12 protein-coding genes are annotated in these 15,828 nt (G+C 54.1%); 4 read left to right on the top strand and 8 right to left on the bottom strand.

Going from position 1 to position 15,828, the window contains the following annotated elements:
- Positions 1–7: 7 nt before the first annotated feature.
- Together ACOERD_RS17065 and ACOERD_RS17060 are read right to left on the bottom strand one after the other, a co-directional pair.
- Entirely contained in the window at positions 8–799 is a 792-nt protein-coding gene (locus ACOERD_RS17065; protein ID WP_419739831.1) for a DUF5131 family protein, read from the bottom strand.
- 51 nt (positions 800–850) lie between these two features.
- Positions 851–2,305, bottom strand: a complete 1,455-nt coding sequence (locus ACOERD_RS17060; protein ID WP_419739830.1) for a hypothetical protein — start codon at positions 2,303–2,305, stop codon at positions 851–853.
- Between the two features lie 78 nt (positions 2,306–2,383).
- Here ACOERD_RS17060 and ACOERD_RS17055 point away from each other — a divergent pair, with 78 nt between their 5' ends.
- From ACOERD_RS17055 to ACOERD_RS17045, 3 genes are all read left to right on the top strand, one after another.
- Entirely contained in the window at positions 2,384–3,565 is a 1,182-nt protein-coding gene (locus ACOERD_RS17055) for an ISNCY family transposase (protein WP_419737631.1), read from the top strand.
- 127 nt (positions 3,566–3,692) lie between these two features.
- Positions 3,693–4,649, top strand: a complete 957-nt coding sequence (locus tag ACOERD_RS17050; RefSeq protein WP_419739829.1) for an ISNCY family transposase — start codon at positions 3,693–3,695, stop codon at positions 4,647–4,649.
- Positions 4,650–4,776: 127 nt separating this feature from the next.
- On the top strand, positions 4,777–5,733 hold the full coding sequence (locus tag ACOERD_RS17045; protein ID WP_419739829.1) for an ISNCY family transposase: 957 nt from the start codon (positions 4,777–4,779) through the stop codon (positions 5,731–5,733).
- Positions 5,734–5,855: 122 nt separating this feature from the next.
- On the opposite strand, the gene ACOERD_RS17040 is transcribed toward ACOERD_RS17045, so the two are convergent.
- Positions 5,856–6,329: a hypothetical protein gene (locus tag ACOERD_RS17040; protein ID WP_419739828.1), complete on the bottom strand. Its 474-nt coding sequence runs from the start codon at positions 6,327–6,329 to the stop codon at positions 5,856–5,858.
- Here ACOERD_RS17040 and ACOERD_RS17035 point away from each other — a divergent pair.
- The gene (locus ACOERD_RS17035; RefSeq protein ID WP_419738049.1) at positions 6,322–8,064 is read left to right on the top strand and encodes an IS1634 family transposase; all 1,743 of its coding nucleotides are present in this window, start codon (positions 6,322–6,324) and stop codon (positions 8,062–8,064) included. The two genes, ACOERD_RS17040 and ACOERD_RS17035, sit on opposite strands and share 8 nt — an antisense overlap.
- Positions 8,065–8,070: 6 nt before the next feature.
- Here ACOERD_RS17035 and ACOERD_RS17030 read toward each other — a convergent pair whose 3' ends face one another.
- The 5 genes from ACOERD_RS17030 to mads1 are packed head-to-tail and all read right to left on the bottom strand — an operon-like array spanning position 8,071 to position 15,247.
- Positions 8,071–9,183: a DEAD/DEAH box helicase family protein gene (locus ACOERD_RS17030; RefSeq protein WP_419739827.1), complete on the bottom strand. Its 1,113-nt coding sequence runs from the start codon at positions 9,181–9,183 to the stop codon at positions 8,071–8,073.
- Positions 9,180–10,274 carry a virulence RhuM family protein gene (locus ACOERD_RS17025; RefSeq protein WP_419739826.1) on the bottom strand — a complete coding sequence of 365 codons (1,095 nt, stop codon included), beginning with the start codon at positions 10,272–10,274 and terminating at the stop codon, positions 9,180–9,182. Before ACOERD_RS17025 ends, ACOERD_RS17030 begins: the two co-directional genes overlap by 4 nt.
- 10 nt (positions 10,275–10,284) lie before the next feature.
- The gene (locus ACOERD_RS17020; protein WP_419739825.1) at positions 10,285–12,201 is read right to left on the bottom strand and encodes a site-specific DNA-methyltransferase; all 1,917 of its coding nucleotides are present in this window, start codon (positions 12,199–12,201) and stop codon (positions 10,285–10,287) included.
- 12 nt (positions 12,202–12,213) lie between these two features.
- The gene (locus ACOERD_RS17015) at positions 12,214–15,075 is read right to left on the bottom strand and encodes an SNF2-related protein (RefSeq protein ID WP_419739824.1); all 2,862 of its coding nucleotides are present in this window, start codon (positions 15,073–15,075) and stop codon (positions 12,214–12,216) included.
- A complete protein-coding gene (mads1, locus tag ACOERD_RS17010; protein ID WP_419739823.1) occupies positions 15,065–15,247 on the bottom strand; it encodes a methylation-associated defense system helix-turn-helix domain-containing protein MAD1 in 183 nt (60 codons plus the stop codon). Before mads1 ends, ACOERD_RS17015 begins: the two co-directional genes overlap by 11 nt.
- Between the last annotated feature and the right edge of the window lie 581 nt (positions 15,248–15,828).

Raw genomic sequence — 15,828 nt, 5'->3', positions numbered from 1 at the left:
CATCTATTTAAGTCTGCGTCGCCGAAATTTGCGGCGCATTCGGCATTTCATCCCAGGTGCGCCCCCTATATTCACGTCCGTTCGCCTTCTTGGAACGCTTTTTGTTGTCCTTGCCCCAGGTTCCCCATTGCTTGAAGAAGAAGGCGGCGCCTGACGCCAAACATAACGCATAAACCTCATCAATCCATTCCTCCTTGATCGGGCGCGCAGATTTACCGCTTTCCCCTCCGACGATCGCCCACTGGATGCCTGAAAGATCAAGCGCGCCGACCGACCCGATGAGCGGTTCAAAGGAAATGAACCGGATCGCGGCAGGTGTCTTGCGCAAATGTTCGATACGGTAAGCAACATCCTTATTTTCGATACTGGTCCCCAACCAGACATTGGGCAGGACCTCACCGACCCGGGCGGCAACCAATGCCGCCATCCGCTCGGGACGCTTGGTGAGTATCTGGTAGTTGTGACGGGGCGTGGCACGCATCACCTGCCAGACATCCAGGATGAACTTGTCGCTCACCTGCTCATGAAAGAGATCGCTCATCGAGTTTACGAAAATCTTCCGCGGCTTTCGCCAGCGATACGGGATATCCAGGGCCGCGCGATCCTCCCGTACCACGCCGTTCCAAACCGTGCGTTTGCCGGTCTTGCGCGTCAGCCCCGCGTATTTCTCGACGCCCATCGCTTCAAGGCGCCTTGCCATTTCCATTGCGTAACATTGGGTACAGCCTGCGGTCATGATCGAACAGCCTGCAACGGGATTCCAGGTCGCATCCGTCCACTCAATTCGGGTTTCAGCCAATTTGACCTCCCTGGCGATTGAGAATCTTGCGTTTGTAACTGCTGATATAACTCACATCGCCACCTCTGAAAGTCTGGTGACGACATCAAAGTCCACCTCCAGTGCATCGAAGTGACGCTCGCCGCATCTGATCTTCTGGTTTTCCTTTGTGCGGCGGTCCTCACTGTCGAGAGTGCTCTTGGTCTCACGGACAAAATAGAGGCGTTCCTCGCGCTCGGTCACAAACGCCCAATCGGGATTGTAAGGGCCGATGGGTGTGTCGATCCTGAACCAGCGCGGCAATTTGACGAACAGTTTTACATTCTCGTTATTATCCAGATCCCTGGCGAATTGCTTCTCGACCTCCGAATCAAACTCGACAAAATCGAACAGGCTTTTGTCCTTGTTCTGGACTTCATAAAGGTTGTTCAGATAGCGCGTCAGTTCGGTTTCGCTTTGCGGTTCAATGCGGCTCATTTCCCATTCCTGGGAAGCCAATTTCTCATACTTTATGCCTTCCAGCATGAGGTCATGGAGCGCACGGCCTATCTCCAGGCCCACGGCGGTCATAAACGCCTGCGGATTGATCCTGAATTCCGAAAGCCTGCCCGATTGCTTGAGAATTTCCACCAAGGTGTGACGTGTTAGCTCCGTTTCTTTCTGCAAATAAGCGAGCAAGTCTGGCAATACTCTAACTGGCGCCGCTTCCCGTGTGCGCTGTTCCAGCGTGCGGTCGGCTTCAACACCAGCTTCCGTAATATCAACGCCAACGCGAGTCATGGACAGACGTATGGGTTGAATGGCTTCCATCTCGCTAATCCGTTTAACAGCTTTTTCAATCAATTCTGCTGTATCGAACTGCACACGGTAGCGCGTGCGATGCTTGATGCGGTTCCAGAGTTCTTCAAAGGCGGGGCTAAGCTGGACCTGCTTGTTGAATGTGACCGTGTGACGCTCGCGCGCATTCACCACCCGGTTCCTGAACAGGCGTGATTGAATTGTATCAACGATTGCCGGGCGCAACTCGGCAAATTCCTCGGGCAAGGCCAGCTCAAAATGCGGGTTCTTTGGATCGAATTTATCCGTAATCTCCCCATCTGCCGTGAGATAGCCATTTGCGACAAGCGACTCCCAGATTATCTTTGACACATCCTGTCCGAGCGAATTTTCTGCTGTATCAGACGGACGGATAAGCCCCGAAAAAGCAATCACGTCGATCTTGCCGAACATAATGCCGTAATCCTGCTCAAACTCAGCTTGCAGGGACCGGGCAAAATCTTCATAGGACTCATTAGCGATAATCGTCAGCCTGTTGATATGTTCATCGTGCACCCGCTCACCTTTACGATTGACCGGCAGACGCAACCCTCGGCCAATTTCCTGACGTTTCTTGTCCTGAGATTTCGTTTCATTGAGCGTGCAAATCTGGAAGACGTTGGGATTATCCCACCCCTCGCGCAAAGCACTGTGCGAGAAAATAAATCGTAGCGGCTCTTGAGGGTTAAGCAAGCGTTCTTTTTCACGCATTGTCGCTAACACGCGATATGTCCGGTGTATGTAACATGCGATCTGTCCGGTTCTATTCTGTCTCTGAGAGGAGGCGTTATGAACCGAGCAGAAGTGTTACAGGAAGTTCGACTGATGAAGTTTGAAGATGTGTATTCGCGGCGAAGCGCGAACAAGCTGACGCAAGAACAGGCGGCTGAGATACTGGGTGTATCCGTGCGCACCGTCAGGCGTTGGGAGGATCGATTTGAGGCGGATGGTGCAGAAGGTCTGTACGACCGTCGGCTTGGCAAACTGGCCAACAATCGTGTTGCCACGGATAAGGTCATGGAGATGCTTGAACTGTTTGATACCAAGTACTGGGATTACACGCCGAAGCATTTCCACGAGAAGCTGGTGGCCCACCATGGTTTCACACAGAGCTACAACTGGGTGCGGCTTACACTGCAGCGCCACGGCCGGGTTCAGGCAGCACCCCGACGAGGTGCCCATCGGCGCAAGCGGCCCCGCCGTCCGATGGTTGGCATGATGTTGCATCAGGACGGCTCCAGCCATGAATGGGTTCCGGGTCAGTGGTGGGATCTGATCGTCACCATGGACGATGCCACCAACCGGGTTTATTCGGCATTCTTTGTCGAGGAAGAAGGGACGATGAGCAGTTTTCAGGGGCTGACAGAGGTGATCGAGGCGCAAGGTCTGTTTTGCTCGCTCTATGCCGATCGGGGCTCTCATTACTGGCATACGCCCGAAGCGGGCGGCAAAGTGGACAAGGACAATCTGACCCAGGTCGGGCGCGCCTTGCAGCAACTCGGCATTGAGCTGATCCCGGCCTATTCACCGCAGGCCCGTGGACGGTCTGAACGCATGTTTGGCACGTTCCAGAACCGATTGCCGCAGGAACTGCGGTCCCATGGGATCACAACCATTGAAGAGGCCAATCAGTTCCTGAAAGAGGTCTATCTTCCCGAACACAATGCCCTGTTTGCAAAGGAGCCGGAGGATACGACCTCGGCCTTCGTGCCGTTTACAGGCAATGTGCGCGACACCCTGTGTGTGCAGGAAGACCGCGTCGTCGGCAACGACAATACGGTGCGCTACAAGGGCCTGGTCATGCAGATCGCGGCAGACAGGCACCGTCATCATTTCGTCAAGGCGAAGGTCAGGGTCCACGAATACCCCGATGGTCAACTGGTCATCTTCCACGGCCCGAGATGCATTGGCCGCTACCAGCCTGACGGATCACCCATCACACAGGAGGATAGCAAACACAAAGTCGCGTGACCCGCTTCGACGTGGCGCGAACGCGGTGGCCCAAATCTACGGTCGCCTACGGCTCCCTCCGAATTGGGCCACCGCGCAATCAACTGAAGCGGACAATTGGCATGTTACCTACACCGGACAATTCAGAATGTTCTCGACACTTGAACTGTTTGATACCAAGTACTGGGATTACACGCCGAAGCATTTCCACGAGAAGCTGGTGGCCCACCATGGTTTCACACAGAGCTACAACTGGGTGCGGCTTACACTGCAGCGCCACGGCCGGGTTCAGGCAGCACCCCGACGAGGTGCCCATCGGCGCAAGCGGCCCCGCCGTCCGATGGTTGGCATGATGTTGCATCAGGACGGCTCCAGCCATGAATGGGTTCCGGGTCAGTGGTGGGATCTGATCGTCACCATGGACGATGCCACCAACCGGGTTTATTCGGCATTCTTTGTCGAGGAAGAAGGGACGATGAGCAGTTTTCAGGGGCTGACAGAGGTGATCGAGGCGCAAGGTCTGTTTTGCTCGCTCTATGCCGATCGGGGCTCTCATTACTGGCATACGCCCGAAGCGGGCGGCAAAGTGGACAAGGACAATCTGACCCAGGTCGGGCGCGCCTTGCAGCAACTCGGCATTGAGCTGATCCCGGCCTATTCACCGCAGGCCCGTGGACGGTCTGAACGCATGTTTGGCACGTTCCAGAACCGATTGCCGCAGGAACTGCGGTCCCATGGGATCACAACCATTGAAGAGGCCAATCAGTTCCTGAAAGAGGTCTATCTTCCCGAACACAATGCCCTGTTTGCAAGGGAGCCGGAGGATACGACCTCGGCCTTCGTGCCGTTTACAGGCAATGTGCGCGACACCCTGTGTGTGCAGGAAGACCGCGTCGTCGGCAACGACAATACGGTGCGCTACAAGGGCCTGGTCATGCAGATCGCGGCAGACAGGCACCGTCATCATTTCGTCAAGGCGAAGGTCAGGGTCCACGAATACCCCGATGGTCAACTGGTCATCTTCCACGGCCCGAGATGCATTGGCCGCTACCAGCCTGACGGATCACCCATCACACAGGAGGATAGCAAACACAAAGTCGCGTGACCCGCTTCGACGTGGCGCGAACGCGGTGGCCCAAATCTACGGTCGCCTACGGCTCCCTCCGAATTGGGCCACCGCGCAATCAACTGAAGCGGACAATTGGCATGTTACCTACACCGGACAATTCAGAATGTTCTCGACACTTGAACTGTTTGATACCAAGTACTGGGATTACACGCCGAAGCATTTCCACGAGAAGCTGGTGGCCCACCATGGTTTCACACAGAGCTACAACTGGGTGCGGCTTACACTGCAGCGCCACGGCCGGGTTCAGGCAGCACCCCGACGAGGTGCCCATCGGCGCAAGCGGCCCCGCCGTCCGATGGTTGGCATGATGTTGCATCAGGACGGCTCCAGCCATGAATGGGTTCCGGGTCAGTGGTGGGATCTGATCGTCACCATGGACGATGCCACCAACCGGGTTTATTCGGCATTCTTTGTCGAGGAAGAAGGGACGATGAGCAGTTTTCAGGGGCTGACAGAGGTGATCGAGGCGCAAGGTCTGTTTTGCTCGCTCTATGCCGATCGGGGCTCTCATTACTGGCATACGCCCGAAGCGGGCGGCAAAGTGGACAAGGACAATCTGACCCAGGTCGGGCGCGCCTTGCAGCAACTCGGCATTGAGCTGATCCCGGCCTATTCACCGCAGGCCCGTGGACGGTCTGAACGCATGTTTGGCACGTTCCAGAACCGATTGCCGCAGGAACTGCGGTCCCATGGGATCACAACCATTGAAGAGGCCAATCAGTTCCTGAAAGAGGTCTATCTTCCCGAACACAATGCCCTGTTTGCAAGGGAGCCGGAGGATACGACCTCGGCCTTCGTGCCGTTTACAGGCAATGTGCGCGACACCCTGTGTGTGCAGGAAGACCGCGTCGTCGGCAACGACAATACGGTGCGCTACAAGGGCCTGGTCATGCAGATCGCGGCAGACAGGCACCGTCATCATTTCGTCAAGGCGAAGGTCAGGGTCCACGAATACCCCGATGGTCAACTGGTCATCTTCCACGGCCCGAGATGCATTGGCCGCTACCAGCCTGACGGATCACCCATCACACAGGAGGATAGCAAACACAAAGTCGCGTGACCCGCTTCGACGTGGCGCGAACGCGGTGGCCCAAATCTACGGTCGCCTACGGCTCCCTCCGAATTGGGCCACCGCGCAATCAACTGAAGCGGACAATTGGCATGTTACCTACACCGGACAATTCAGAATGTTCTCGACACCTTGTCGATAAAGAAGAGCGATAAAACCTTAATACCTTTGCCATTGAGCGAGCGCTCTTTCTTCAAATGCTGCTCGACTGTTTCAAAGACCTGGGCTTTCATGATGTCGTCGCCCATGCCGCCCATTTCCTGGCCCGGCTCAAGCAACCTGCCCTGATTGAATTCGATATATTCCACATCCGGCGTGCAATCTATATTCTGGACGATATAGCCTTCACGGTAGAGTTCGATCTCGCCTGACTTGATAAACAAATCGTCAGTTTGCTTTACCCAGACCTTTGCTGTCCCAACTTGACCGCCGCGCTTTATTTCCTGACTTCCGACCTTTTTGTTGATCTGACTGGGTTTTTGGTTTGTTTTCAGGTGTGGTTGCTCAGAGGCGCGTTGTAGTGCCCCATTATTATAAAAAGTATTGACATGGGCCTTCAGATGGCTAACCTCTTCGCCCATGTTCATCCGCACCAAACATGACGCAAAGCTCAACCGCACACGGATCCAGATCGTTGAATCCGTCCGCACCGGCTCCAAGGTACGCCAGAAGATCCTGCGCCATGTGGGTGTGGCCCATAACGACAGCGAGATTGAGGATATCAAGCGTCTGGCGGGCCGCTTGATGGAGCAATTACGCATTGATCGCTCGCCGCAAATGGAACTGTTCACGCCCACGGAATATGCCGATCTGCAGGCGCTGGTGCGCCGCGCTCCGCGGCCGGACAAGCTTGGCGTTGATCTTGTCGAGTGCCGTGAGGAGGCGCGGGTCTCTCTGGGTCTGCGGGATGTCATGGGGACGATGTATGACCAACTGGGTTGGGGGGCCCTTCTGGGGGCGGCGCGTAAAAGTGCCAATCGCATTGTGAAAGAGCTGGTTATGGCGCGGATCGCACAGCCCGAGAGCAAGCGCGCGACCGTGGAGGCGTTGGAGAACCAGGCAGGCATCACGCTCAATCTGGACGTGGTCTATCGGAGCATGGATTACATCAATACGCCGGTGATAGACGGGATTTGCAAAACCTCTCACGCGGCGGCAGAGAAGTTGCTGGGCGGGCCAGTGACCGTGCTGTTCTACGATTGCACGACCCTGGCCTTTGACACCGAGCGCGAGGACCCGGCCGAGGATGCGGACGGGGTCGAGCAGGATCATCTTCTGGCCAAGGGCTTCAGCAAGGATGGCAAGCATCACCGCGCTCAGGTCATGCTGGCGCTGATCGTCACCTCCGATGGGCTGCCTGTGGGCTATGAACTCTTCCCGGGAAACACCTGGGAAGGTCATACGCTGGAAGCTGCGCTGAAGGCGTTGGAGGGACGCTTCGACGTGGCCAGGGTCACGTTCGTGGCCGATGCCGCCATGCTCAGCAAGGACAACCAGCAGATGTTGCAGAACAAGGGTCTGCCCTACATCCTCGGCTATCGCATGAAGTCCGCCCCGGCCGCCGTGAAGGCGAACATTTTGAGCCCGGAGGGACGCCAGCCTTGGGCTGGACACGGTTCTGAAGAGGCAACCGAGAAGGGCTGGTACAAGGTGATCGACCAGGAGGGAGCGCGGGTCATTGTGACCTGGTCACCCACCCGGGCACGCAATGATGCCCACAAGCGCGACAAGGCAATCGAAAAGCTGCACAAGAAGCTCAAGCGCTCTCGCAAACCCGGCAGCTTCAGCAGCCGGGGATATGGCCGCTTCCTGGCCTTCCCCGACAGCGGGGACGTCACGCTGGATGATGCAAAGATCAAGGCAGCGGCACAATGGGACGGGCTGCATGCCATTGTTGTTCATGGTGCGGACGAACTGGAGGCACAGGACGTCATTGCCCGCTATCACCAGTTGTGGGAGATCGAAGCCTGCTTCCGCACCAACAAGCACGATCTGAAAATCCGGCCCATCTATCACTGGTCGCCGCGTCGGGTCCGGGCCCATATCGCCATCTGCTACATGGCCTTCTGCTGCCTGCAGCACCTGCGCAAGCATCTGGACCTGCTCGGACACCCGATGAGCCCGGCTCGTATCCGCAACGAGTTGAACGCATTGCAGCTCTCGATCCTGCGCCACAAAGGCACCCCTGACCGCTACGGCATGCCAAGCCATGCCACGGTCGATGCCAGACGCATCCTCACCTGCGTCGGCCTGACCTGGAACGAAGCCCCTTTCAAGATACCCCCCGGGCGCACCCGAAAAACTGGCCAGACCAAAGCCTGAGCTCCCTCAACACTCCGAAACAATCGCTGGCGAAAAAAGTCCGTGTAGTGCCTTTTGGCAACCAAGGCATAATAATATCAATGACTTATACGAAAAAATGTCGGAAGTCAGGAGTTCGATCTCGCCTGACTTGATAAACAAATCGTCAGTTTGCTTTACCCAGACCTTTGCTGTCCCAACTTGACCGCCGCGCTTTATTTTATGAATTTCAACCTGCGCCTTGATGCCGTTTTTATTGTCCGTCTGGAGAAGTTTTACATAGGCATCATTAAAGCTGTCATCGGACCGGATAGAGGCCACTTCAATCTGCTTCACCAGTCTCAATTCATAGGCCCGCACCGGATCGAGTAAATAAAGCAGATTGTAGAAGTTCTTATGTGTCGCCGAGTAGCGCAATGTGGCCACGGCCTCCAGATTGCGAATGGCTTCTGCGGAACGTTCCCCTTCCATATTCTGCGGCTCATCAATAATCAGGATCGGGCGGGCTGCTTTCACCAGGTCGCGCGGACGGTACCCATAAGAGCGCTCATGCTCCTGATTGAAGATGTTGGCTTCGCGCTGAAAGGACTGGATATTGATGATCATAATCTGGAGCGAATTATCCTTGGCAAAGGCATTCACTTTTTCCAGTTTCTTGGAGTCATAAACAAACGGCCTGAACGGCACATTGTCATAGAGCGTGCGGAAATGTTCTCCCATCATCTCAATGCTTTTCAGAACACCTTCGCGGATCGCAATGCTCGGCACAACGATGATGAACTTGCTGAAGCCGTATTTCTTGTTCAGCTCAAAGATCGTGCGCAGATAGACATAGGTTTTGCCGGTGCCGGTCTCCATCTCGATGGTAAAATTCATCCTGTCGTTTTGCGGCCCCTGAAGCTCCGCCACCCTTTCAATACCGTTGCGTTCCTGAATGGCGCGAACATTTTCCAGGATTTTCTCTGGCGCAAGCGTGATGGCATTGCCAACCGCCTGTTCCGTCGAAACAAGGCCCAGCCCGCCGGTGGTCTGGCTGATCTCAAAGCCGGATTGGGCAATAGGCTGGCCGTCGAACACATCCGCCACGGCGTCAATCGCGCGGCGCTGATAATCCAGAGAAGGGTCGAATTTAAGTTTCATTGCCTGTCCTTCTTTTCCGGCCCGTCTTTTCCGATCCGGCCCCGTGCCTGTCGCGGCTTTGCGTCAAGCGCTTTTGCTGTGTCCTGCAAGGCCCTGAGCGAAGCATCCAGTCCCTGCGCCTCTTTCAATCTGCGCCGCTCTGTTGCGTAAGCGTCATATTCAACCTCCGCATGGCGTTTGGCCGCCCGGTGGCTGACCTTGCCCGCATCAGGTAACAGATCACGATCATTGAACGACAGAAAGCTGTTCAGCTTCTCTTCCCAGTCGCCCATGAAAATCTGCTTGCGACGAGCAGACTGATCCTCGGCATAATCCAGCCACATGGTGACAATCCGGTTCAGGTCCGAAATTTCCTGATGGTTGAGATAGTTCTTGGCAATGACAACATCCGCCTTGCGCACATCCGCGCCTTTGTATGTCGTCAGCCCCATGGCGGGCTGCTTTCGGTTAGCCCGCGAATGGATCAGTTCTGCCGCTGTCTTGCCGGTTACGGCGAAATGCAGCTTGTTCTGCATGATTTTGAAGAACGTGGCACTGTCCTTCGCATCAGAGCGATAGTCCGCCGCGAGGGCAAAAATCTCCCGGACCCGCAGATACACCCTTGCCTCGCTGGCGCGAATGTCACGGATGCGCTCAAGCAGTTCATCGAAATAATCGGGTATTCCCGTCATGTCTGCGGGCGTGTTTTTCAACCGCTCATCATCCATTGTGAAGCCCTTGACCAGATATTCCCGCAGCCGCTCGGTTGCCCAGCGCCGGAACTGAACCCCGCGCCCGGAGCGCACCCGGTATCCCACGGCCAGAATGGCATCCAGATTGTAATGCTCAATGGTGCGGGCGACCTGCCGCGTGCCTTCCTGGCGAACTATCCGGAATTTCCGGATAGTTGCCTCGGGCGCCAGTTCGCCTTCCGCGTGGATATTGGCCAGATGTTCATTCACCGTTTTAACAGACACGGCATAGAGTTCAGCGATAAGGGCCTGAGACAGCCATAAACTCTCGTCCAGAAACCGGCATTCCACCCGGGCCCGACCGTCCTCGGTTTCATAAAGCAGCAATTCCCCTGCGGGGGTTTCCGGTGCCTCCTTCATCCGCCGCCCCCTAGACCGTGCGAAAGACGATGGGTTCTTCGTCTTCCCGGGCGCGTGATTTGAAGGTCTGGGCGGCATTGGTCTTGAGTTGATCATTGCCATTGAAGCCTTCATCAAGGCAGATGAACTGAAGCGGGTTGGCGTCCGCGAGCGCGTCTATCAGTTCAGGCGTGATTGCCTTATCAAGACAGATCAGCATGGCGCCGTCAGACACGGCGTATACATCCTTGCCCGCCATTGTCTTTTTCTCGACTTTGGTGGTTAGCTTAAAGCCAGCTTTCAAAAGCAATTCATAGAGAATGTCTTCCGCGCTGCTTTCCTGGTCTATATGATCGACATGGAGTTCGAGTTGGGCAGCAAGGTCTTCGGCCTTTTCGACCTCACCGTCCCATAAGTTGAAATTCGAATGGTCGAGGCGAAAAGCCCGAAAGCCAAGATCGAGCTTGTCAGTATTCTTCAAATCAAGCTGCCCATCACGTTTTGTGGCGATTTTTTGCGCGGCCCGGCGGATACGTCCCCTGCCAATATCGGCAATGGTTCTGAAGCCCGCCTTTAGGGCTTCTGATTCCTCACCGCAGGGTTCAGGGAGTTGAACACAAATAAATTGCCGGTTTCCACCGTCTTCGGCATTCATTTGCATCACAGCATCGGCGGTGGTAGCGGAGCCAGCGAAAAAATCGAGAATAATGTCGCTAGAGCTTATATTCGCAAGAGTAAGGAGCCTATTCAATAGCCGAACTGGTTTAGGGCCATCAAAATAACCACTTCCATCAAATAAAGAAATGACTTCCTTGGCACCCTCTTGATTATGTCCAACATCTTTATAAAAAAGGATCGAAGTCGGAACCATCCCATCAAATTTCAATTCACTTAAAAAACGCTTAATTGACGGAGTGCTGTTGCCGTCCGAGCCGAACCAAATTCGGTTATCATGGAGTCTCTCCAAAAATGCTTTTTTGGAGAGACTCCAGCAGCGTCCTGCTGGAGGCTCTACTACACGGCCAGATGGTGTAGTGATCGGATAATCATATTCCTGATTGTAAGTCTTAACAGACAGGTCGCTTGATTTCCAAACGCCCCTCGTGTCGTCATCAGGGTTTTTATAGCGAGAATTCGCGACGTCACTTCTTGGGAGTCGCCCGATTTTAAACTCATCATACCGCTTCGAATACATCAAAACATAATCGTGACTATTTGAAACATATTTCGCATCATTTTTTGGTGCATATGCCCTTTCCCAAATCAGTTCAGCGATAAAATTCTCCGCGCCGAAAATCAAATCACACAGGGCTTTCAGATTGGCCTGCTCGTTATCATCGATACTGATAAATATGACGCCATCGTCTCGCAACAAGTTACGCGCCAAATAGAGGCGCGGATACATCATATTCAGCCAGTTGGAATGATAGCGCCCGCCTGCATCGGTGTTGGTTGCAAACTTTTTGCCTTCATCATCAACCTGACCCGTATAGGCAAGATAGGTGTCCAGATTTTCCTGATATTTGTCCGGGTAGATAAATTCCTTCCCCGTATTATAGGGTGGATCAATATAGATCATCTTGATCTTGCCGAAATAGGCTTTCTGGAGAAGTTTCAGGACTTCCAGATTATCGCCCTCGATAAAAAGGTTTTCTGTCTCATCGAAATTGACGCTTTCCTCGCGCACAGGTTTGAGCGTGGCGATGCTCGGCGCCTGAACGACCTTCATACACTCAGCCTTGCCCGGCCAGTTCAGGCCATAGCGTTCCTTGCCCGGCTCCACCCAGTCTCCCATGACGCGGCGAAGCTGTTCAAAGTCAATTGTGTCTTCGGTGAACACTTCCGGGAATAGCTGCTTCAGCGCGTCGCGCTTTTCCTGTGCTATGTCCGCACTGAGAAGACCTTTGTCGGCGGCTTCCTCTATCGTCATTTTCTTGTCAGCGCTCATCGTGTCGCCCCCTTATTCAATCGTCCACCGGATGGTGAATAAATGTTCTTCTGACACATCCTGTTGCATCCGGCTTTCCACCGCGTCCAGAAATGTGTCCTTCTGTTTTTCAATATCTTTTGCGGCATCATCATAAGCGCGCCATGCGTCTTCCCGTTTTTGTTCCAGAGTGCGAACCTGTTTTTGCAGCTCCAGCTTGTCCGGCAGATTGCCGGTTTGTCGGACCTGTTTTTTCAGTTCCTTGATCTGATCGTCATACTCTTTAAGGTCCGCTTTCAGCCCGGCGCGTTTGTCCCGCGCCCAGTTATCGAGCTTGTCCATCTCATCATCGAACCATTCGCTCTGCGTTGCCGCCAGGTCTTCAAGGATTGTCTGCTTGCGCGCCTTGATGCCAGCGAGTAGCTTTTCATCTGGTTCAATCACACTGGCTTCACGCGATTTTACCGGCAACTCAAACAGTCTTGCCGCTGCACGCGGTTTCATTTTCGCGCCGTCATCGGCAAAACCGCAATAAATGATATGGTCCTGCGCATCGACGCCGGTAATGGACAGCTTATGCGCGACCAGCGTGCCTGAATCGCCGACCAGAGGGGCTATGTTGGCCGCCGTTTGCGGCCACGCCGAATAATCAAAGGTGATGTGCGCGCCGCTCAAAGCGCGCGTGCCTGCTTGTGTGACCGCATGTTGCGCCAATGGATGCCCAAGGCGGTAGCGATGACCTTCCAGCCCCTTCTTGGTGAGGTGATAGGCGCCGGTTGGGGCGTCCACACCATTGATTGGCTTTTTCAGTAGGAAGCTGAGATACCCATCATCAAAATCGGCTTGGGCTTTCAATTCATGCTTGGTGACAGTCCATAGCATTCGCTCATAGCGGTTTACATATTCAGTCGCTTCATCAAGATTGACCTTGAGCCGGTCGTGAACCTCGGCATCAAAGTTTTCGAGAAGCTTCTTGCGCGTGTCCTGCATGGTTTCGTCAATGCGGGCGGCCATTTCCTCCTGCAAGCGCTCAAAAGCGGTCTCAATTTCTTCTGTCGTCCTGCAATTCTGGTAAATGCCGACAATGCGTTTTTCAAATTCTACGCCGGACTCAACGGCGCCAAGCACTTCGTCGCTTGCGCCGAACACACCGGAGAACAGGTGAAACTTTTCTGATAGCAGTTCGTACACCCGCTGATCGGCGGCGTTGTTTTTGTTGAGGAAGTTAATCACCACAACATCATGTAGCTGACCATAACGATGGCAGCGGCCAATACGCTGTTCAATCCTTTGGGGGTTCCAGGGCAGATCATAGTTGACGACGATGGAGCAGAATTGAAGGTTTATGCCCTCGGCGGCCGCTTCCGTCGCAATCATGATCTCGGCTTTGTTGCGGAAATGATCGACAAGGGCGGCACGCATATCCGCCGTGCGAGAGCCTGTTACCTTATCGGTGTTTTTTTTATCATGGACCCATTGCTGATAAATCGCCTTGGATTGCGCATCCGAGTTTGAACCATTGAAGAGGACCAGCTTGCCCGCGAAACCGTTGTCAGAGAGCAGTGTTTGCAGATAATCCTGCGTGCGTCGGGATTCTGTAAAGATGATGGCCTTTCGCGGTGCTTCCAGTTCTTCCGCTTTATCGAAGCCAGCTTTCAGGGCTTCAAGCAGCGCAAGACCTTTGGCGTTCTCAGAGATGGAGACGGCAAGATCGCGGAAGGAGCGCAGGTCTGCGATTTCCTGTTCAATCGCAATGATGTCTTCCGGGTTAAGAAGTTCGGGATCCTCTTCGTCATCCGCCCATTCTTCGGCTTCCTCCTCGAAGCTGTCAAAATCGGCGGTGATCTCAACGTCTTCGACTTCTTCGAGGTTTTGCTTGAGTAGCTTATCCTCTTTAAGCTGGCGTTCGAGTTTTCGCGCGAGACTGTCGAGCGCGCTGGCAATGGCAAATGATGATGACGCCAATAGCTTGCGCATTATCAGCGTCATGAGCGTGCGCTGACTGCTCGGCAACGCATTGAGCGCCGGACGCTGGAGATAGTCCGAAACCATATCGTAAAGAACCTGTTCTTCCTCTGTTGGAACAAATTCCTGGGTGATCGGAATCCGGTTTGTGTAACGGATATATTCCAAAACCTGCCGCCGCAGGGTGCGGTGACAAATCGGTTTCAAACGCTCCTGAAGCTGGCTGAACTGTTGGCCGCCGGTGATGCGGGCATATTGCGCGCGGAAGCTCTTTGCATCGCCAAAGGCATAGTCATCAATGATGCTTACAAGGCCATAAAGCTCCATCAAGGAGTTTTGCAGTGGGGTTGCGGTGAGCAACACCTTTGGCGCGTTGGATAAAGCGGATTTCAGTGCTTTGCCGATCTTGTTATCAGTTCGATAGACATTTCTCAGCCTGTGTGCTTCGTCAATAACCACCAAATCCCACGGCGTTATCATCAGCTCTTCCGCGTGCCGTACGGCAAACTGGAACGAGCAAATCACAATGACTTTCTGATCGAACGGGTTGCGGACCCCATCTTTGACCATGCGATTATAGTTTTTAGCCTCAAGGATCATGGTCGGAAGATAGAATTTTTCCTCAATCTCCTGTGACCATTGCTTCCGCAAATTGGCTGGTCCGATAATGATGATCCGGCGTTTTCCCTCTATCCATTTCTGCGAAAGCAGCAGCCCGGCCTCGATCGTTTTGCCCAAGCCAACTTCATCGGCGAGGATTGCCCCCTTTGAAAAGGGCGACTTGAACGCAAATAGCGCGGCCTCTACCTGATGCGGATTAAGGTCAACCTGGGCATCAAGAAGCGTGCTGGCGAGTTTTTCTGAATCGCCAACGGAATGCCGACGACTCAGCTCATGCGCAAACAGCTTTGCGTGATACTCAGTCGTCATTCTTCTTTGCTCCCTTGTCTATCCACTTATCAATGTCTGCCTGCCGAAAGCGCCAGCTTCCGCCCACTTTGAACCCTGGCAATTCGCCCTCTGCCGCGAGGCGATAAGCCGTCTTTTCCGCGATCTTCAGATACTCAGCGACTTCGCGGATCGTCATGATGTCGGTTGTCATGAATCACCCCCGTAAGGTTAACTGCGAAAATAGAGGAAAATCGGCCAAGCTACAAGTTTGAATTGCTTTTGTTTCAACGCTTCAGCAACGAACACTTATGCGTCAAAGATGAAATGAGTAATTTGAAATAAACTTGGCGTGTTTATCTGTTCGCGTTGATGTGCGTGTTCAATTACATTTGAACAGCATCCAATACCTACAAAATACCCGCAGATACCCAATAATACCCGATTTGGACATTCAGGCGCATCGCGGCAGGCCACGACCGGGCTCTACTCGGCGTTTCTAACGCCTCCCCAAGCCCCGTAAACGGGTCTTGGCCATCCGGTGACGATCCTTCCCTTGGCTTCGCCTCGGCTTGCGCAGTCCTTGTTGTTTCTAATCAGCAGACGCGCTGACGCACGACTTTTTTGAAGTTCCCCTGGGCGGTCGGGTGTGGGCGTCAGCCACGCTGGCGCGGGGCGGCCCATGCGCAAGCCTCTTGGATATGCATCCGTATAAGTCGTCAAAAGTCTCCTATGTCAATCGGCATTGAATAATGACCCCCCATCGGCGTCCAAATTTGACCCCCCTTGGAGCTA

It is taken from the genome of Ruegeria sp., assembly GCF_965199275.1.
Taxonomy (GTDB): Bacteria; Pseudomonadota; Alphaproteobacteria; order Rhodobacterales; family Rhodobacteraceae; genus Ruegeria.
Note: the sequence above shows the minus strand (reverse complement) of the source record. Positions and strands in the feature narration are given on the sequence as shown.